19 protein-coding genes and 1 riboswitch are annotated in these 19430 nt (G+C 49.3%); of the genes, 6 read left to right on the forward strand and 13 right to left on the reverse strand.

The window, feature by feature from the left end; genetic code table 11:
* Positions 1 to 11 precede the first annotated feature (11 nt).
* The 7 genes from IEW74_RS02045 to IEW74_RS02075 form a co-directional block, all read right to left on the reverse strand.
* On the reverse strand, positions 12 to 2432 hold the full coding sequence (locus tag IEW74_RS02045) for a DUF4175 domain-containing protein (RefSeq protein ID WP_188660738.1): 2421 nt from the start codon (positions 2430 to 2432) through the stop codon (positions 12 to 14).
* A gap of 78 nt (positions 2433 to 2510) precedes the next feature.
* Positions 2511 to 3383: an aromatic amino acid exporter YddG gene (yddG, locus tag IEW74_RS02050; protein WP_188660741.1), complete on the reverse strand. Its 873-nt coding sequence runs from the start codon at positions 3381 to 3383 to the stop codon at positions 2511 to 2513.
* 68 nt (positions 3384 to 3451) lie between these two features.
* Positions 3452 to 4201 (reverse strand): AraC family transcriptional regulator, encoded by a 750-nt coding sequence (locus IEW74_RS02055; RefSeq protein WP_188660744.1) that lies wholly within the window; start codon positions 4199 to 4201, stop codon positions 3452 to 3454.
* Positions 4202 to 4246: 45 nt separating this feature from the next.
* A complete protein-coding gene (gene lysA / locus IEW74_RS02060) occupies positions 4247 to 5509 on the reverse strand; it encodes a diaminopimelate decarboxylase (protein WP_188660747.1) in 1263 nt (420 codons plus the stop codon).
* A gap of 13 nt (positions 5510 to 5522) precedes the next feature.
* Positions 5523 to 5684: a hypothetical protein gene (locus IEW74_RS02065; RefSeq protein ID WP_188660750.1), complete on the reverse strand. Its 162-nt coding sequence runs from the start codon at positions 5682 to 5684 to the stop codon at positions 5523 to 5525.
* Positions 5685 to 5697: 13 nt separating this feature from the next.
* Complete coding sequence (gene argH / locus IEW74_RS02070; RefSeq protein ID WP_188660752.1) at positions 5698 to 7092, reverse strand: argininosuccinate lyase; 1395 nt, start codon at positions 7090 to 7092, stop codon at positions 5698 to 5700.
* A 132-nt stretch (positions 7093 to 7224) separates the two neighbouring features.
* Positions 7225 to 8001 (reverse strand): hypothetical protein, encoded by a 777-nt coding sequence (locus IEW74_RS02075; protein WP_188660756.1) that lies wholly within the window; start codon positions 7999 to 8001, stop codon positions 7225 to 7227.
* A gap of 322 nt (positions 8002 to 8323) precedes the next feature.
* Between IEW74_RS02075 and arsC the strand changes: the two genes are divergently transcribed.
* The 3 genes from arsC to arsB all read left to right on the forward strand — a co-directional run bounded on the left by arsC (position 8324) and on the right by arsB (position 10695).
* Positions 8324 to 8665 (forward strand): arsenate reductase (glutaredoxin), encoded by a 342-nt coding sequence (gene arsC / locus IEW74_RS02080; RefSeq protein ID WP_188660761.1) that lies wholly within the window; start codon positions 8324 to 8326, stop codon positions 8663 to 8665.
* 105 nt (positions 8666 to 8770) lie between these two features.
* Positions 8771 to 9616, forward strand: a complete 846-nt coding sequence (locus IEW74_RS02085) for a metalloregulator ArsR/SmtB family transcription factor (RefSeq protein WP_188660763.1) — start codon at positions 8771 to 8773, stop codon at positions 9614 to 9616.
* A 47-nt stretch (positions 9617 to 9663) separates the two neighbouring features.
* On the forward strand, positions 9664 to 10695 hold the full coding sequence (arsB, locus tag IEW74_RS02090) for an ACR3 family arsenite efflux transporter (protein WP_188660767.1): 1032 nt from the start codon (positions 9664 to 9666) through the stop codon (positions 10693 to 10695).
* A gap of 24 nt (positions 10696 to 10719) precedes the next feature.
* Here arsB and elbB read toward each other — a convergent pair whose 3' ends face one another.
* From elbB to IEW74_RS02120, 6 genes are all read right to left on the reverse strand, one after another.
* Positions 10720 to 11367, reverse strand: a complete 648-nt coding sequence (gene elbB, locus IEW74_RS02095; RefSeq protein WP_188660770.1) for an isoprenoid biosynthesis glyoxalase ElbB — start codon at positions 11365 to 11367, stop codon at positions 10720 to 10722.
* 83 nt (positions 11368 to 11450) lie between these two features.
* Positions 11451 to 11825, reverse strand: a complete 375-nt coding sequence (gene gcvH, locus IEW74_RS02100; protein WP_188660773.1) for a glycine cleavage system protein GcvH — start codon at positions 11823 to 11825, stop codon at positions 11451 to 11453.
* A 4-nt stretch (positions 11826 to 11829) separates the two neighbouring features.
* Entirely contained in the window at positions 11830 to 12930 is a 1101-nt protein-coding gene (gcvT, locus tag IEW74_RS02105) for a glycine cleavage system aminomethyltransferase GcvT (RefSeq protein ID WP_188660776.1), read from the reverse strand.
* Positions 12931 to 12947: 17 nt separating this feature from the next.
* Positions 12948 to 13051, reverse strand: a riboswitch (glycine riboswitch).
* Positions 13052 to 13132: 81 nt separating this feature from the next.
* The gene (locus IEW74_RS02110; RefSeq protein ID WP_188660779.1) at positions 13133 to 14557 is read right to left on the reverse strand and encodes a cryptochrome/photolyase family protein; all 1425 of its coding nucleotides are present in this window, start codon (positions 14555 to 14557) and stop codon (positions 13133 to 13135) included.
* A gap of 57 nt (positions 14558 to 14614) precedes the next feature.
* Positions 14615 to 15181 (reverse strand): hypothetical protein, encoded by a 567-nt coding sequence (locus IEW74_RS02115; RefSeq protein WP_188660798.1) that lies wholly within the window; start codon positions 15179 to 15181, stop codon positions 14615 to 14617.
* Between the two features lie 59 nt (positions 15182 to 15240).
* Positions 15241 to 16914, reverse strand: a complete 1674-nt coding sequence (locus IEW74_RS02120) for a peptidoglycan-binding domain-containing protein (RefSeq protein ID WP_188660801.1) — start codon at positions 16912 to 16914, stop codon at positions 15241 to 15243.
* 77 nt (positions 16915 to 16991) lie between these two features.
* On the opposite strand from IEW74_RS02120, the gene ispH reads away from it, so the two are divergent.
* From ispH to rnhA, 3 genes are read left to right on the forward strand one after another with little or no spacing between them, the layout of a single operon-like run.
* A complete protein-coding gene (gene ispH, locus IEW74_RS02125) occupies positions 16992 to 17933 on the forward strand; it encodes a 4-hydroxy-3-methylbut-2-enyl diphosphate reductase (RefSeq protein ID WP_188660973.1) in 942 nt (313 codons plus the stop codon).
* Between the two features lie 3 nt (positions 17934 to 17936).
* Positions 17937 to 18899 carry a homoserine kinase gene (locus IEW74_RS02130; RefSeq protein ID WP_188660803.1) on the forward strand — a complete coding sequence of 321 codons (963 nt, stop codon included), beginning with the start codon at positions 17937 to 17939 and terminating at the stop codon, positions 18897 to 18899.
* Positions 18899 to 19354 carry a ribonuclease HI gene (rnhA, locus tag IEW74_RS02135; RefSeq protein WP_188660806.1) on the forward strand — a complete coding sequence of 152 codons (456 nt, stop codon included), beginning with the start codon at positions 18899 to 18901 and terminating at the stop codon, positions 19352 to 19354. The genes IEW74_RS02130 and rnhA overlap by 1 nt, the downstream gene beginning before the upstream one ends.
* Positions 19355 to 19430: the final 76 nt, after the last annotated feature.

The raw sequence follows: 19430 nt of genomic DNA on the forward strand, positions 1-19430 counted from the left end.
CCTATAGAGTCCTAAAAACGATCCAATAATCGATCAATATATTCCAATTCTTCGCGTTCGCGACCCTTTTGTCCGGCGCGACGGTATAATTCCTGTAAAATTTCACGCGAACGATGGATGGTGCGTTCACTGGGCAGGGTGTGCCCGTTTGGGGTGACAATACGCCCGCCACGCCCGCGACCCAAAGGGTCCGTTCCCGGCAGTTGTTGTCCCATCGGCATCATCCCCATTTGACGAGCCATTCTTTGCGCGGCTTCTTTCAATCCTGAACTTAATTTATCCACGGCGCGCATCTGGGCCTGCAAGGCATCTTCATCCAATCCGCGTTGCAAGGATTGCGCGGCATGTTCCATATTTTGCAAAGCATCTCGCAGATCTCTTGACGGCTTCATCGACATTTTTTTCATGGCCTGAATTTGTTCATGCAAGCGTTGCAGCAATTTTTCCTGATCTTCGCTTTCTGCAATGGCTTGACGCGTCGCATCCAGACTCGGCCCCTCTTGATTGCGCACCCGTTTAAACGTGCGATCCAGCAGGTTTTGCTGATCCGCCTTCAACTGGCGCAGCCCGTCCATCGTTTCCTTGGCCTGTTGCATCTGGTCCGGGTCGGGCTTGGGTTGCTGGGCCAATCGCGATAAAATCGACTGAAACTGTTCCATCAAGGCGCGTGCCCCGGCCAAATCCCCCTGACGCATCAACTCACGCGCTTTATTCAACATCTCCTGCATTTGATCGCGCCCAATCATTTCGGCATCCGCTGGCGATGCCGCTTCTTTAAATTCCTGCATTTGAGCATTGGATTCGATCATTTTTTGCAAATATTGATCCAGACTTTGGTTCATTTGTTCGAACAACGTCTCCATCGCCGCATGATCGGACCCTTGCGCCATCATATCCTGCATTTTCTGGCTCAGATCTTCCAAAAGGTTGCGTTGCGTGCCTGCGGCCCCTTCATCAAGGCGCAAAGCTACCTCCCACAAAATGGCGCGGATGCGGCTTATTTGATCGTCTTGTGTATAGTGGCGCAAACGTTGTGAGGCGACTTTCAAGGCCAGATAAACCGTCACATCGCCATCAAACAGTTGCGGCGCTGTCAGAATTTTCCTCAACTCAAACTGACCAAAAATCCGGTCTTCCGCACTTGGTTGATAAAGATCACGGCGAATAGCGATTAAACGAACGGCAACGGGATGACGAAAATGGCGTTGCGGCAAAACAGTTTCCAGCGCATCCCCCAAGGCCATCTGACCAAAATTATCAACTGCTTTGGGCGTTATAATCACCCGTTGTCCCGCCCACGGGTGATCGGCCAGATTGCGACTGAACATCCCCGTTGCTTTTTTACCGGAAACCACCCGTGTTAATTCAAGTGGGATAGACGATGCCCCTTCTGCCTTGCGGATGGATAAAGCGACCTCGTTTAATCCAAAATCATCTTCTGCGGTAAAGGAAAGACGCAATTGTCCCCGTCTAAAACGGTCTTCCTGAATTTTAGCCGAGACCTGAGGCGCCAGATCAAGCAACAAATCAACCGGTTGCTGAAACAGAACCTCATTGTCGTTTTTTACAACCAATGCCGTCCCTTGATCAAAAACGGTTTCGTAACTGTAGGCCCCTTGGGATAAATCTTGAAACGACTCTTGAAATGTCCCAGTGGAAAAAGACAGATCCGCCCCGGTTTTATAGCCCGCAAGCCGGATCATAATTTCGCTATGTTGGGCAAAACGCAGAAGTCCGGCTTCATCGTATGTTTGTATATCAGTGGCATTCAGACTGATATAACGGCTGCCCAACCCGGTATGGGGCGGCGGCGTGATCCATATATCAAGGGTCCAGTCCCCGGCCACACTTTGTTCCTGCGTTATATGAAACGCACGCCCAAATCGGTCCTGCCAGTCAAAACGTGCTTCTATGCCAGCAAGAACCAGTAATAAAATTAATAAGGCACGCAAAGAATAAGGATCTTTTTTATATAACGCTGAACGGGGCCAAGGGCGTTTAAGACGACGAACGGACCGTATCATGCGGTTTTGATGGGTTAACCAAATGATTTCAGCCTGCCCTGAAAGTTTTTTTCGGGCCGGTTGATCCAACAAGGCCAACAACGGGTGATGATGTAATCCATTGTCGGTCTCCAGACGGATCAGGGCGGCCCGTTGGCTGGGCCAGAACACCGATTGAAAGGCACGATACAGGAAAAACAGAAACAATAATCCCACGACCGCCAGTACCGTTGCATGCATAAACGGTGGTAACATTTGAAAGAAATCAAATAAAACAGCCAGCAGGAACACGCCGGAAACGATCAATGTTCCCCAAAGACGAGGCCATATCTGTTCCCAAAACAACACACAGCGCGTCCAGATCACCATGCGTATCAAACGCCGGATCAAGGCGGGATCATAATCCTCTGTGTCGTGTCGTTTGTCCATATTCTGCCTTTTGGCGATTGCGACAGGGTCTAGACTAAACTGTGAACGCATCGGGCGCTATACAAGTCTTTGTGAAATTTACGCGCGCGCCTTTTTAAACATATCCAGTGATCCCAAGACAGCCCCAGATGTAATCAGCAAACAGGCCGCCACCAAATGAATTGTGACCTCTGCCTGTCCCGCCATTGTCAGAAACAGCGTACTAAACAGCGGTGCCCCGTAGGAACACACCCCAAGGAAATGAATATTGCCGTGTTTGGTGCCATAATCCCACGCATAAAAAGATGCCCCAACCGGCCCGGCCCCCAGTGCAATAATCGCCAACCATTGTGTAAATGTCGGATCCACCCAGCTTTCAAACATCATATGCGAAAATGCGCCCAATATGGCCGTCAATAAACAAAACCCGGCCACGGTTTCCGTTGGGACATGGCCTTGTGTGCGGTTCAGCACCGAATAAAGCGACCAGATCAACGCACACGCACAAGCCGCCATATACCCCCACGCAAATTGGGAAGAAAAGGAAAATTCGCCTTTGCTGGCAACCAGCAATGTCGCCCCGCCCAATCCCATAAAGGCACCAACCATATGAAACCAGCGCAACCGTTCACCGGGCAAAAAGGCGGAGAACACCACGATTAACAAGGGCCACAAATAAGCGATCAGGCTGGCGTCAGCAACCGGAGCATTGGATAAAGCGGTAAAATAGAAAAAATGGTACCCAAACAAACCGCCGACCCCCAAAACCCAGGCCCGGGGTGGCTGTTTTAGTTTGACCCATCCCGTTTTGCCACGATGGGCAATGAAGGCAAACCCGATCAATGCCCCGACAAAAAACGTCAAAGCCAACATCTGAAATGGCTTGATCCCGGTTGTTGCAGACGTAAACAGCGCCAGCAACGACCACATTGCAATGGCACTGATTCCGGATACGTTGGCCTTGGCATTCATATGAAAAAACCTCCTGAATGATATTTTCCACAGAATGACACAGGCCGGGATAAAATTCTCAACCCGGCCTACGATTTTTTGGTTTGAAACTCTTGTTTACGCCATTTTGCGGGCGAAACACCAAAAGCCTTGCTAAAGGCACGTCCAAAACTGCTTTGATCACTAAACCCGACCTGATCGGCCACATCCACAAGGCTGTGACCATGTGTGATCAAACGCTTGGCCATATCGAGTCGACATTTTGTCAGATATTGCTGCGGCGTCATCCCTGTTGTCTGGCGAAACAGTTCATAAAATCGTGCCGGAGATAAAGAAACCAGCGCCGCGAGTTCGCGGTTTTCAAGAACCCGGCCTAAATTAGCCTGCATATAAGCAACCGCACGCTGAATGCGCGCGGGCAGGTCCGGCAGTTCCCCGGCCAAATCACAGGCCAGCGTTTGCATGAACAGATTCTGCCACATCTGTAAATCCTGAGACGATGCCCCTAAATTTTTGCGATAAAGGGCATAATCACTCAAGCTGGTCAGGGCCTGCGACATTGGTAAAAACGGTTGATCAATGGCTTGTGACCAAACGGTTTCCCAATTTCGGCCCGTTTCTTCGCCAATATCCAATACCAAAAACCGATTATCCCCATTGGATCGAAAGGCATGGGTTTCCCCCATTGCAATCGCCCCAACGGTTCGGGTCTGCACCCATCCTTGGCGACCGCGCATATCCAGTTCCAGCGCCCCAACCAAAGGAACGATGACTTGATGGAACGCCGCATGGCAATGTGTCGCCTGCGCGCTTTCATATTTGCGAATGGAACTGGTCATAATCCAGACAATAACAAACAATCAGGGCGCAGGGATATCAGAAAATTAATCCTGCCAGGATGCGAGAGCTTCAAGGTCCATTTGTTCTTCAATATCAAGGCGGCGACGAATAATGGCGTATTCTTCACCTTTTACCATAAGCTCAGGTATTAATGAGCGTGAATTATAAGTATTTGACATAGTCGCGCCATAGGCACCTGCCGTTCTAAAGGCTATCAGATCACCCGTTTTCAGCTTGTTCAGCAGGCGGTCCTTGGCAAAGGTGTCACCGGTTTCACAAATCGGCCCGACCACATCATAAAGCTGCTTGGCCTCTTCTGCATCGGCTTCAATCACCGGAACAATCGCGTGATAGGCATCATACAAAGACGGGCGCATCAGATCATTCATGGCGGCATCAATAATAGCAAAAGTCTTACTGAGGCCTTCTTTCACATAGATAACTTCGCTGACCAGAATACCGGCATTGCCAACAATCATGCGACCGGGTTCAAATTCGAACTCCACATCCAGATCACCCAGTTCTTCAACAACCAGTTTGCCATATTCAACAGGAAGCGGTGTGTCCCCTTCATCATAAGGGATCCCCAGACCACCGCCCAAATCAACCCGGCTGACATCCAGACCCAAACCACGCAATTCACTGACCATTTCTTTCATCCGGCGAAAGGCGGCGCGAAACGGTTCAAGATCTGTGAGTTGCGAACCGATATGACAAGCCAAACCCTTGGGTTCCACACCCGCCATATTGCTGGCACGCTGATAAACTTCGACCGCGCGTTTCCAGTCGATACCAAACTTGTTGCCGGATTTCCCGGTCGAAATCTTGGCATGCGTTTTGGCATCCACATCCGGGTTGACGCGTAAAACGATCGGCATACGCGCACCCATTTCCTGTGCGACCTCATTCAGGACTGCCAATTCTTCTTCCGATTCCACATTGATTTGTCGAATGCCCGTTTCAACGGCGGCCTTCAACTCACTGCGGCTTTTACCAACGCCGGAATAAACAATTTTATCTGCCGGAACGCCTGCTTTGAGCGCACGTTTCATTTCCCCGACAGAAACAACATCTGCACCGGCCCCGAGATCGGATAAAGCCTTGATCACAGAAATGTTGGAATTGGCCTTAACGGCAAAGCAGATGGTCGCATCAATATCTTTAACCGCATCGGCAAAAACCTGATAGTGGCGTTCTAAAGTTGCCTGAGAATAGACATAAAAAGGCGTGCCGACTTCCTGTGCAATTTTGCTCAGAGCGATGTTTTCGGCGTAAAGTTCGCCATTTTTGTACTGAAAATGATCCATTTGATTTCCAATGTTATTTTGTGCTGCCGGGAACCGGCTGTTGTGCCGGATATTGACGGGGATATTTCGGATCCACATCATCCGGTGCCACAGGTTTGCCCACACGCCCACAGGCATTGAGCGAGACAGCAAATGCCGCCAGTAACAAGACCATGAGAATCCGATGCCGCATCATTTGCACAAACTCCTTACAGGAAACGCTGACGCGCTTCTTTAATCTGTTCACGTACGTTATTCGGTGCCGTCCCCCCATAAGAGGTTCGCGAGGCAACGGAGGCTTCAAGCGTGAGAACATTGAAAACATCATCGGTAATCGCCGCATCCACCGTTTGCATTTCTGCCAACGACAGATCGGACAGATCACAGCCTTTGTCTTCCGCCAGTTTCACAATCGCACCAGTGACATGGTGGGCATTACGAAACGGCATCCCCAGTTCACGCACCAGCCAGTCGGCCAGATCGGTTGCCGTGGTGAAACCCCAGCCCGCGCTTTCACGCATTTTTTCTTTGTTCACCGTCATTTCCGCAATCATTCCCGTCATAACCGCAACGCTGAGTTCGATGGTATCAGCGGCATCAAAGACAGGTTCTTTATCTTCCTGCATATCCTTGGAATAAGCCAGCGGCAATCCTTTCATGGACATCATCAGGCTGTTCAGATCACCGACCACCCGACCGATTTTAGAACGGATAAGTTCGGCCGCGTCCGGGTTCTTTTTCTGTGGCATGATACTGGACCCGGTCGAAAAACTGTCCGACATACGCACAAAACCGAATTGTGCAGATGACCAGATGACCAATTCTTCGGACAGGCGCGACAAATGCAGGGCACAGATAGAGGCCGCACTCAGATATTCCAGCGCGAAATCACGATCTGACACCCCATCCAGCGAATTACGCATCGGGCCATTAAAGCCCAGCAGTTCTGCCGTATGATGACGATCAATCGGATAAGGCGTGCCTGCCAGTGCCGCAGAACCCAGCGGTGATTCATTCAAACGTTCGCGGGCATCTTTCAGGCGAGAACGGTCCCGCCCCACCATTTCCACATAAGCCAGCATATGATGACCAAAAGAAACCGGCTGGGCCGCCTGTAAATGCGTAAAACCGGGCAGGATCGTATCCACCTGTTCTTCTGCGCGTTCAATCAAAACCTGTTGCAGAACTTGCAAACCATCGTCCAGACGGTCAATGGCATCACGCACCCATAAACGGAAATCCGTTGCCACCTGATCGTTACGAGAACGCGCCGTATGCAGACGACCGGCGGCATCCCCGATCAATTCGCGCAAACGGTTTTCCACGTTCATATGGATATCTTCCAAGGCTGGTGAAAATTTAAAGTCACCGGCTTCAATTTCCGCCAGAACCTTATCCAACCCATCGGTAATGGACTGTCCGTCTTCGGCCGTGAGAATGCCCTGTTTCACCAGCATGGCACAATGGGCTTTGGAGCCAGCGATATCCTGTGCATAAAAACGTTTGTCAAAATCAATCGAGGCATTGATTTTTTCCATGATTGCACTGGGTCCACCGGAAAAACGGCCCCCCCACATTGTGTTCGTATCGGAAGATTTACTCATATCGGTCCATCACTTGAATAAGAGGCAAGGCTTCAGTGTTTGCCCCATTCTGACATATCCGTCAATCATCGAGGCATGAAAAAACCACCGAAACGTCCAATTTTCGGTGGTTTTCATTCATTTTACGACAGATCAATCGAACAGTGCGTCGATATCGGCCTGAGAAATCCCACCGCCATGTTCAGCCGGACCGTGTAATTCCTCGCCTTCGGGGGCACGCCCAGCCTCCAATGCCTTGACTTCATCGGGGTGATCAACCGTATCGAAGTTTTCTTCACCCCAGATTTCCATCATGCGTTCAACACGTTCTTCGATGAATTTCAGGGTATTCACCACCTTGGTTGTACGCTGACCACATAAATCCTGAAAGTTACAGGCTTCAAACATGCCAATGGTATTTTCCAGAATTTCATCGGTCAATTGGGTGACAAACTGATCCGGGGAATGCTGGCGTAATTGTTGCGCCAGATCATCGATTTTCTCTGCAGCGGTCAAAATGGTTTCCGTTGCCCGTTCCGTTGCCCCGACGATTTCATCCAGTTCGTTTGTCACAACGGAGAATTTATCTTCCTCATTCATGCCCAACGCTTTAATCTCACGTTTGGTATCGTGAATGCTGCGTGACAAGGCCCGAACTTCGGTGCGCAGAAGATTTACCTCATCCAGTTTGTCTTCCAAATCATGTTGCGCTTCTTTCAGCTCTGTTTTTTTCTCAGCCTTATTAAGCTCTTTGACTTGGACTTTCTGCATCAATAATTCGGACTGCAACGCCTTAATCGCTGTCATCAAGTCCTGATTGGTAATTCCGGATGGATCCGCAGCCCCTGCAGAAACACCTGAAGCCCCCATAATTTTTTCTTTTATTTTGCGTTCCGCACTAAAGAGACGCTTCGTAGCTCCCGACGTCATATTAGCTTTCTCCTGTCTACCCCTTTGCGGGGCATGTCATTCCCTCAATCATATCTTGAACGATACTATAGCGGAATTTTTCCATATTTGAAAAGCTATTAGAATAATGCAGCGATGTCGCCCTCTTTTTTTGGAATTTTTGGGATGAAAAAATAAATTCACACAATTTTATAAGTATATATACTTATGATAAATAAGGTGAGTGCCCCTCATTGTTGCAAATGTCACTTACTTTTGAATGGTTCCAATATCATCCAAGGAATGATATGGTCGGACATAAAATGTTTGATCCCCTATCATTCCAACCAAGAGAAGGCAGCTTATGTCCGTTACCATCTATCATAATCCACGCTGTAGCAAATCCCGCCAGACACTTCAACTTATTGAAGATAAAGGCATTAGCCCAACCATCATCACCTATCTGGACAATCCACCCAGCATTGATGAGCTTAAAGCCATTTTGTCAAAACTGGGGGTCTCGCCACGCGAACTACTTCGCAAAAAAGAAGCAGAAGAATGTGGCCTGAATGACGATTCGCTGAATGAAGATGCCCTTATCGCTGGCATGGTTGCCAACCCACGCGCCATCGAGCGCCCGATTGTGGTTAAAGGTGACAAGGCGGTTCTGGGCCGTCCCCCTGAAAATGTACTGGATCTGCTCTAGGCCTGAATAAATCTCCAAGACGGGATTTCATTTATTTCACTGGTCAACTCTCTGTCATTAAACTATAACATGACTCTTCGTATATTCACGAAATATAAAAATGATATGAAAACAGAGAATGCCATACAGTTATTTGCTGCCCTTGCCCATGAAACAAGGCTGGGGGCTTTTCGAACCCTTCTCAACAAAGGGGCGATGAGTGCCGGTGACTTATCCGAATACCTTCATGCAACGCCGTCAACACTTTCAGCCCACTTGCGGGACTTACGATCCGCCGGGTTGATAAGCAGTTACAAACAAGGGCGTTTCATATTTTATGAAGCCAATGTTTCGGCAATCGGTGTCTTGGTAAACTATCTGCTGATGGAATGTTGTAATGGCAAGCCGGAAGCCTGTGCGGATTCTCTGGGTGTTTTAAAATCCATATCAGAGGGTCTCGTCATGACGGCCAACATCACAGAAGACAAAGTATTCAACGTTCTCTTTCTCTGTACAGGAAATTCCGCCAGAAGCATTATGGCCGAAGCAATTTTGAACCGTGAAGGCATAGGACGTTTTAACGCTTATAGCGCAGGTTCCACCCCTCGCGGTGAAGTCCACCCGGAAACAATCAAATTGCTGCGCCGAAGCAATCTTCCTGTTGAACATCTACGATCCAAAAAATGGGAAGAGTTTATAGGGGAAGATGCCCCGAAACTGGATTTTGTCTTTACCGTTTGTGACAACGCCGCCCATGAAGTTTGTCCCGTTTGGCCCGGTCAACCCTTAACAGCCAATTGGGGGGTGCCTGATCCTGCATTGGCAAGCGGCACACCGTCAGAAGTTGCTCTTGCTTTTGCCGATACTTACCGAATGCTAAATAATCGAATTTCTATTTTCACGGCTTTGCCGTTACAAGCGCTTGATAAACTGTCATTGCAAAAACGACTGGATGAAATCGGGCAGTCCTGAATTATCGAAATTACATGAATGAAACAGGCAAATAACGGATATTTAAGATGGGACTATTTGAAAGATATTTAACCCTTTGGGTCGGCCTCTGCATTATCGCCGGTGTCCTTCTGGGAAATCTGTATCCTGCACTCTTTGCCTTTATTGCCGGATTGGAACTTGCGCACGTCAATCTGGTCGTTGCGGTTTTAATCTGGGTGATGATTTATCCGATGATGGTGCAAATTGATTTCTTTGCCATCAAGGATATTGGCAAAAAGCCCCAAGGTATCCTCCTGACTGTTATTGTAAACTGGCTCATCAAGCCCTTCTCAATGGCATTTCTGGGTTGGCTATTCTTCAAAGTTATCTTTGCTGGATGGGTCAACCCAGAAACCGCAGAACAATATATTGCCGGTATGATTTTATTAGGCGTTGCCCCTTGTACCGCAATGGTATTCGTCTGGAGCCAACTGACAAAAGGCGACCCTAACTACACTTTGGTTCAAGTCTCGGTAAATGACATCATTATGGTGTTCGCCTTTGCCCCAATCGCCGCTTTTTTGCTGGGTATTTCAGAAATACATGTTCCGTGGGAAACATTGCTGCTTTCCGTCGTTCTTTACGTTCTCTTTCCCTTAATTCTGGGTGTGCTGACTCGTAAACGGCTGGAACGAAAAAATGATGATCACAAACTCATTGCTTTTTTAGAGAAAGTCAAACCGTGGTCGGTTGTCGGATTACTCTCAACCGTCATTCTTCTTTTTGGATTTCAGGCTGAAAAGATCATCGCACAGCCACAAGACATCATGCTGATTGCCATCCCTTTGTTGATCCAGACTTATGGCATTTTTATCATTGCCTATCTGGCGGCAAAAGCCATGAAACTGGCCCACAATATCGCAGGTCCGGCCTCCTTGATCGGGACATCAAACTTTTTTGAATTGGCGGTCGCTGTTGCCATTTCACTTTTTGGACTGCATTCCGGTGCTGCCCTTGCCACTGTTGTCGGTGTCCTCGTCGAGGTTCCGGTCATGTTGTCACTGGTGGCTATCGTCAATAACACCCGCCATTGGTTTGCAGAAAAGCCCGCAGATTGATTGCTGCGGGCCTCCTCTCAAACCTTAAATCAGGTTGAGGACTTCTTTGACGCAAGCCTCTGCCCCATCGGCAATCTGGGCAATATTGGCATCCAGCATATAACAGGGTGTCGTGACCACTTTGGCTGCCTGATCAATAATAATTTCACCATGATCGGTACATGTGTGCGTACAGCCTAATGTTTCAATCGCGCCAGCAACGCCTTCATCCTGACCGATGGTCACGTTCACATCCCCGAAGACCTTGGCGAGAACAGCAGGGCTAATACATAAGGCACCGATCGGTTTGCCTGCGCTGCGTGTTGTTTTCAAGGCCGCTTCCACATCCACATTCACCGTGCAATCCGGCCCGTCAATTGCAAATGTGGACAGGTTTTTCGCCGCACCGAAACCGCCGGGTAAAATCAATGCATCATAATCGGCCGCCTTATAATCAGACAGCGCCTTAATATCACCACGCGCAATCCGTGATGCTTCCACCATCACATTGCGTTTTTCATCCATTTCATCGCCTGTCATATGATTGATGACGTGATATTGATCCATATCCGGTGCAAAACACTGATATGTGGACCCGGCCCGTTGAATGGCCAGCATGGTCAAAACGGCTTCGTGAATTTCTGCGCCATCAAAAACGCCACAACCTGATAAAAGAACCGCAATTTTCGCCATATTCAAGTCTCCCTTTAAAAAATAAAAGTGCCGAAAAAACCCCTTTCAGGTCTTCCGGCACTTTTACAGATATTCAGCACATCTTAGTCAAGACCATCACAGAATGCCTGATAAGCGGCTTCGTCCATCAAATCATCCAGTTGCGCCGCATCGCCAACAGTCATTTTAAAGAACCAGCCATCACCTTCCGGGGAACTATTCACAAGGGCGGGATCATCTTCCAGGGCTTCGTTGCCTTCAATGATTTCGCCCGTGATCGGGGCGTAAACTTCAGAAGCGGCCTTTACAGATTCAACAACGGCACAGTCTTCACCTTGTTCAACTTCGCGGCCGGCTTCCGGCAATTCAACAAACACGATATCACCAAGGGCGTTTTGGGCGTAATCGGTAATGCCGACCGTTGCATTTTCGCCTTCAATCAATACCCATTCATGGTCTTCTGTATATTTCACAGTCATTCTCTTAGCCCTTGTAGTAACGTTGTGGAACAAATGGTAATTTGGCAATCTCCGCCGGCATCGCTTTGCCGCGTACAATTAAATTGACGGACGTGCCGATTTTCGAAAATTCGTGTTTGACGTAACCCATCGCAACCGGTCCCTGAAAAGTCGGACCGAAGCCACCGGAGGTAATTTCACCGATGATGTTACCGTCTTGATCGGCAATCTCGGTATGGGCACGTGCAGGCGCACGACCCAAAGGTTTAATCCCCACCCGTTTGCGCGCAATGCCCTCATTCAGATGCGTCATCACGACACCATGACCGGGAAAACCACCTTCTTCGCGGCGACGTTTACCCACCGCCCAATTCAAGGAAGCTTCAATCGGGGAAGTGGTTTCATCAATATCAGCCCCATAAAGACACAAGCCGACTTCCAGACGTAAGGAGTCACGTGCGCCCAAACCAATGGCTTCGACCTCGTCTTCACCCAGAAGCTTACGGGCCAAGTCTTCGGCTTTATCCGCCGGAACGGAAATTTCATAACCATCTTCCCCGGTATAGCCAGAACGCGACACCAAACAAGGAATACCCGCAATATCGTATTCCCCCATATTCATAAAGATCAGTTGATCAATGCCGGGGGCAAAACGGTTTAAAACCACAGGCGCCATCGGGCCTTGTAAGGCCAACAGCGCGCGATCATTGAGCAATTCCAACTCGTAATCCGGTAAAGATCGGGCGATATAGTCAAAATCGGCCTCTTTACACGCCGCATTTACCACCAGATAGAGATGATCCCCCCGGTTGGTCACCATGAAATCATCTCGAATACCGCCTTGTTCGTTCATCAATAAAGAATATCGGATACCGTTCTGAGGGAGGCCTTTAATATCACTCGGCGTCAGGCTTTCAATTGCCGCCTGAACATCAGCCCCTTTTAAAAGCGCCTGCCCCATATGGGACACATCAAACAGACCGCAAGCCTCTCGCGTATGGGTATGTTCTTTCATAATACCCTGTTTATATTGCACAGGCATATCATAACCGGCAAAGGGCACCATCTTGCCGCCCAACTCCAAATGCAAGGCATGAAGCGGGGTGGTTTTTAAATCTTCACTCATGGAAAATTCCTTTTATGATGAGTCCAGCGGTCCTATATGCCTGAGAGTTTGCAGGGGCGCTTGCTCCTTCGGCGGATGATCCGTTCAAAGATAAAGATCATCACTCTCCCGCATGGGATCATATGATTTCGCCGCATTTTACAGAGGGTCGTTTTTACGGTCAAAAGGATTTTCAACAATGTGAAAAAATTCCACCTTCAGGTCAACGCCCCAGTTCCTTAAAGGCAGAAAGGGCGCGTTCCCGTGTCGATTTCAGATCAACAATCGGTCGGGGATACTGGACACCAAGAACAATCGAATGTTGCTTTAAAATATCCATCGGGGCCATCCACGGTTTGTGAATATATTTATCCGGCAAGCCTGCCAGTTCCGGCACATAACGCCGGATATAATCGCCACTGGGATCAAACTTTTCCGATTGTGTCACCGGATTGAATATCCGAAAATAAGGCGCGGCATCTGCCCCACAACCCGCCACCCACTGCCAGCTTGCACTGTTATTGGCAAGATCGGCATCAAACAGGCAATCCCAAAACCAGCCTTCCCCATCTTGCCACGGGATCATCAGATTCTTAACCAGAAAAGAAGCAACAATCATGCGTACCCGGTTGTGCATATACCCGGTTTGCCACAGTTCACGCATCCCGGCATCAATAATCGGATATCCCGTTCTTCCGCTTTGCCATGCACTCACATGCTGTGTATTTTCCAGCCAGGGAAAATCATTAAATTTTTCCTGAAGCGGTTGTTCCGGTATGTGCGCATTATAATAAAGCAGAGAATGGGAAAATTCCCGCCATGCCAGTTCCGAACAGAAATGATCCAGATCACGATCGAGATGATGCGCCTGTCCATAGCTGCGTGCCGCTGCCCATACCTGATGCGGTGAAATCTGTCCAAAATGCAGATAAGGTGCCAATCTTGAGGTGTTATCCTGCGCGGGGCAGTCTCGTCCCGTTTTATAATGGGACAGGCCGTCACACAAAAATGCATCCAGTCGGTTATGAGCCCCTTCCTCGCTAATATCCCAATGGGCAACCATGTCGCTATACCAATCGACCTTGCGGGGTAATAACGACAGATCATCCAGTGCAAGCCCCTTGTCTTTTTGCACCAAGGATATGGTATCTGGGGCAGGTAGCGGGGAGCGCGGCGGAGCTGCGTTTAGGCAGCCTTTGCGAAAATAGGGCGTAAAGACCTTGTACGGCGTACCATCTTTTTTCTGCACCTCCCACGGTTCCCATAACAGAGAATGGTTGAAACTGCGCACATCCACGCCCTGTTGCAAAAAACGTTCCTTGATGGTGCAATCGCGTGCCATACGCCACGGCTCGTAACAGCGTCCCCAATAAAGCCCTTTGACGTCATAATCCGCAATCAGTTGCGCCAAAATTTCAGCCGCATTCCCCTGAAAAACCTGTAAACACCCGTCAAGCTGGTCATTCAAATCCTGCAAAGCCGAATGGAGCCAAACCCGCGACGCCGCCCCCATCTTCCATTGCGCCGCCGCCTCGTCATCCAGAATATATATCGGTAAAACCGTCCCGCATTGTGCGGCATACTGCAAAGCCGGATTGTCCGCCAAACGCAAATCTTGCCGAAACCAGACGATGTTTACTTTGTTCATATCTTAGCTCGTGTGATGTATTCATCATAATATTTCAGATATTAAACAAGCGTCCAATTAACGTTGGCGCAAACGTTCGTTATAGGCCATTTCTTCTTCGCTCAGTTGAAAACCGACATAGATTTCATAGGCCGTACCGTCTTTACTGCCATCCGTTGTAAGGGTCAGATCGATCGGTTCATCACGCACTTCGTTTTGAACCAGATTGCCGGGGAAAGCGAGTTTCAGGGGAAAGACACTTTTTTGCAGAATGTTTTTCTGTTCATCAACCATCGCAACAAAATATTCAATCTCTGCCAGACGGCTGGTATCTGCCGGGCCGCGTTTGCCTAAAATCACCGGTGCCACTTGCGCATGAATGGAACCCGCACGTGTGTCATAATCCACGTCATATTCACAGGTGCTATAAACATTTGTCACCTTGGCTTCAAACAGCACATCGATCAGATCTCGCCCCGGTCCGGGTTTGAATTTGGTTAATTCCGCCGCGTTGCGTAAAACTGTAACACGCGGACAAGGTTCCGGTTTTGCCTTGCGCCAGACTTTCAAACTATCCACAGTATCACAAGCACTTAACCCAACACCAAGGGCCAAAGCGAGCAAAGTGAATTTAGCGATTTTCATTGAAAACTCCATAGCTTGAAAGGCAGTGACAGCACCTTACCCCATAAGCAAGGCGACAATCAATCAAAGCGATACGCCAAAGCCGCAAATTTTGCCAAGGCCCGAGATCTTGCCCACGGATTTTTCAGTTCCTCAACCGTCACAAGCCCCAGTTCAAAGGCGCGTTTTGCCCGTTCCGGCTCATTTTCCGTCTGATAGTATTCCACCAGATCACCCAAGACCCAAACCCGGGAAAATTTACTTTTTATCGCCCCGACCGCCATTTGGGCCACCGCGTCCAAATCCGTCCCCGCCACGGATAAATGATTCCGACTGGCCGCATGGGCCAGATCCCACAGCCCGCGCGCTTTCAAGCGGTCATCACTTATATTTTGTAAAATGGCATAAGCCCGCGCGGCATGGACACTTTCTTGTGAATTTTCGGCAATCCTCATCAGGGTTTGCGCGATATGGGATAAGGAAAAATTCCGTGCAAAGGGTAATTTTACCCCTTTGGCAATGACAAGGGCTTCTTCCAACGCAGTCAAGGCATTTTGATGTTCCCCCGCACGCCACATATGTCCGGCCATATCGGCCAAAATAACACTGCGATAGCGTTTTGCCGAAATCCGTTCAATGGTTTGGTGGGCGGCCTTGAAACGTTGCGCTTTTAAAAAAGCCCGCGCCGCCGCCATCAAAACCGGAATACGGGTTTCATCATCCGGCATTTTTTCAAGCACTTTCAACGCCCATTCTGGATAGCCGATTTTTGCAATCGCCCCGGCCGCTTGGCGCATCAAGGTGACTTTCGATCCGTTTTGCGCTTTTGTTCGGGCACGTTCAGACATGGCATCCAATAAATTAAGCGCCCGTTTGCTCTCGACATCAGCCAGCAGTTCTGCCGCTTCAATCTGAAGGGACAAGCCTTCTTCAAAAGACTCCAGCCCTGCCGCAGTTGTCAAAATATTATCAACAATGCGTTTCAGGTCCCTTTTACGATTTTCAATGCGATAGGCTTTGGCAATTTCCAATAAAACAGAAAGGCGACGTTCAATCACCGGGATTAAATCCAAACTGCTCAGGGCTTCTTCAATCTTGCCTTCGCGCGCATGGGTTTTCGCAATATTGGTCAAGGCCGCAATAATCAAGCGGCTGTCTTTAATCCGCGCCGCCGTTTTCAGGGCGTCCTCTTCCTGACCGACAGCGACTTGCGCAGCCAAAATCTCACCCAGCGCCCAATCACGCATATCATCTTCATAGACCGCCTTTGAAGTTTCAACCGCCCCACGCAGCAAACATCCGCTGGTGGGTTGGACAAAACAATGCGACATATCGCGGGTCGGGTCTGCGGTTTTATGGTCTTTTTGTTCCAGCAATTTCCGGGTGCGCGGGTCGGATAGCAAAGCCTGACGTGCCTTTTCCCGGCGTTGACGGCGCACGTCTTCCAATCGCGTAATCAACGCCCGGATGCGCCCGACATTTTCCAGATGCGCAATTAATTCCGCCGATATCTTGCCGGTTTGTGGCAATCCTTGTTCTTTTTGATACAGCCGAATTGCGCGTTCCAGATCGGACCCCATAAAACCGTCAACCGCCCCTTCATAGCGCCCTTGCGATTTCAGAAGTTCCTGAACACGGGCAACCGGATTCTTCAAACGATAAAGTTCGGGGCGGGCCTGCGGGTCCGCCAGTCCATCCGGTTTGGCCGCAAAGGCGGGCAGTCCCATCCCGATGACCAGACATATGAGTATCATGCGCAACATAGAAAAAATTTTATCACGAAAGAACAGGATTGGCTTTACTCTTTGTTGCGGGTTTCTATATTGGGCTTATGAAACCGACCTTGACCATATTACTGGCCGGACCGCGCGGCTTTTGCGCCGGTGTGGACCGGGCCATCCATATCGTAGAACGCGCACTGGAAAAATTCGGTGCGCCCGTTTATGTCCGCCACGAAATTGTCCACAACAAATTTGTTGTCGATAGCTTGCGCGATAAAGGCGCCATATTCGTCGATGAACTGGACGAAGTCCCCGATGACAGGCCAGTGATTTTTTCCGCCCACGGTGTCGCCAAGTCCGTTCCCGCAGAAGCGAGCCGCCGCGACATGACCTATGTAGACGCCACATGCCCGTTGGTCAGCAAAGTCCATCGTGCGGCAGAAAAACATTATGACAAGGAACATCCTGTGATCCTGATCGGCCACGAGGGCCACCCCGAAGTGATCGGCACAATGGGACAATTACCGGATGGGGCCGTCATTCTGGTTGAAAATGTCGCACAGGCCCAAACGGTTGAACTTCCCCGTAACGTCCCGTTAGGATTGGTCACGCAAACCACCTTGTCGGTTGACGATACCAAAGAGGTTCTGGCGGTTTTAAAAGACCGTTATCCCAATCTGGAAATGCCGCGCAAAGAAGATATCTGTTATGCCACCACCAACCGTCAGGCTGCGGTTAAACAGATTGCACAAAAAGCCGATATGATCATGGTCATCGGTGCGCCGAATTCATCCAATTCCAAACGATTGGTCGAAGTTGCCCGGCTGAACGGCTGCCCTAAATCCATGCTGGTCCAGCGCGCCGATGAAATTGATTTCGATCTGTTTGACGGGGTAAGCACACTCGGTATCACAGCAGGGGCATCCGCCCCTGAAATTTTGGTGGAAGAAGTGGTCAACGCCTGCAAAGATCATTTTGACGTTAACGTTAAATTTGAAACATTCACCGAAGAAGACGTGGTCTTCAAACTGCCTGCAAGTCTGAGTGCATAAATCATGGCTGTTTATACCGAAGTCAGCGATACCGAACTGAGCACCTTTGTTGAACGTTTCAATATCGGATCGTTACTGTCCTATAAAGGCATTGCCGAAGGGGTGGAAAACTCCAACTACATTATCCAGACGGAACAAGGCCCGTTTATTCTGACGCTTTATGAAAAACGCGTGAACGAAGATGATTTGCCGTTCTTTCTGGATTTATTGGACTATTTAAGCGAACGCAACATCACCTGCCCGACCCCGTTAAAAGATGAGGCAGGTCATGCATTGGGGGTTCTGGCAGGCCGTCCTGCCGCCATTTTTACCTTCCTTGCCGGGATGTGGCCGCGCAAGATCAAGCCGGTTCATTGTGCCCAGTTGGGACAAGCCTTGGGTGAACTGCATGTTGCCGGAACCGATTTCCCCCAAAAACGTAAAAATGATCTGGGGATTGGCGATTGGCGTGCCTTGTTCAATAAATGCCGGGACCACGCAGATGATGTTATGCCCGGTTTGGGTGATAAGTTATCAGCAGAACTGGATTATCTGGAAGCCTGCTGGCCGACAAATTTGCCCAAAGGCATCATTCATGCCGATGCCTTTCCCGACAATGTCTTTTTTCGGGATGAAAAATGCAGCGGCCTGATCGATTTCTATTTCGCCTGTTATGATATTTTTGCCTACGATCTCGCCATTTGTATGAATGCATGGTGTTTTGAAAAAGACGGTGATTTTAATGTCACCAAGGCCCGTTTACTGTTATCCAACTATCGTAAGGTACGCGATTTCAGCAGGGAAGAAGTCGACGCCCTGCCCTTAATTGCACGCGGGGCCGCGCTGCGCTTCTTGCTGACGCGATTATATGATTGGGTCAACACGCCCAAAGAGGCGCTGGTTAAACCCAAAGATCCGCTGGAATACTATAAAATCCTTAAGTTCCATCAGTCCATCCGCACCGCTGGTGCCTACGGGTTAGAATAATGAGCAACGATATCGTAGAAATTTACACAGACGGTGCCTGTAGCGGAAATCCCGGCCCCGGCGGCTGGGGCGTTTTATTGCGCTGGAAAGGGACCGAGCGTGAATTATGCGGTGGCGAAGAAAACACCACCAACAACCGCATGGAGCTAATGGCCGCCATCCGCGCACTGGAAAGCCTGAAACGCCCGGTTAAAATCGCCCTTTATACCGACAGCACGTACGTAAAAGACGGCATCACCAAATGGATTTTTAACTGGAAGAAAAACGGCTGGAAAACTGCTGCCAAAAAACCCGTCAAAAATGCCGACCTGTGGCAACAACTGGAAAGCGCGCTGGCCAAACATGAAATCGAATGGCATTGGGTCAAGGGTCATGCCGGACATGAAGAAAACGAGCGCGCCGATGCCTTGGCGCGCGAAGGCGTTGAAAAAATCAAAAACAGTATGATCCTGTAAGCACCCCAATAAAAAAGCCCTCTTTTGAGGGCTTTTTGTTTGCTCATGTCGGCGTTTTCACCACAACATGGCTTTC

The organism is Terasakiella brassicae, assembly GCF_014641495.1.
In the GTDB taxonomy this organism is placed as follows: Bacteria; Pseudomonadota; Alphaproteobacteria; order Rhodospirillales; family Terasakiellaceae; genus Terasakiella; species Terasakiella brassicae.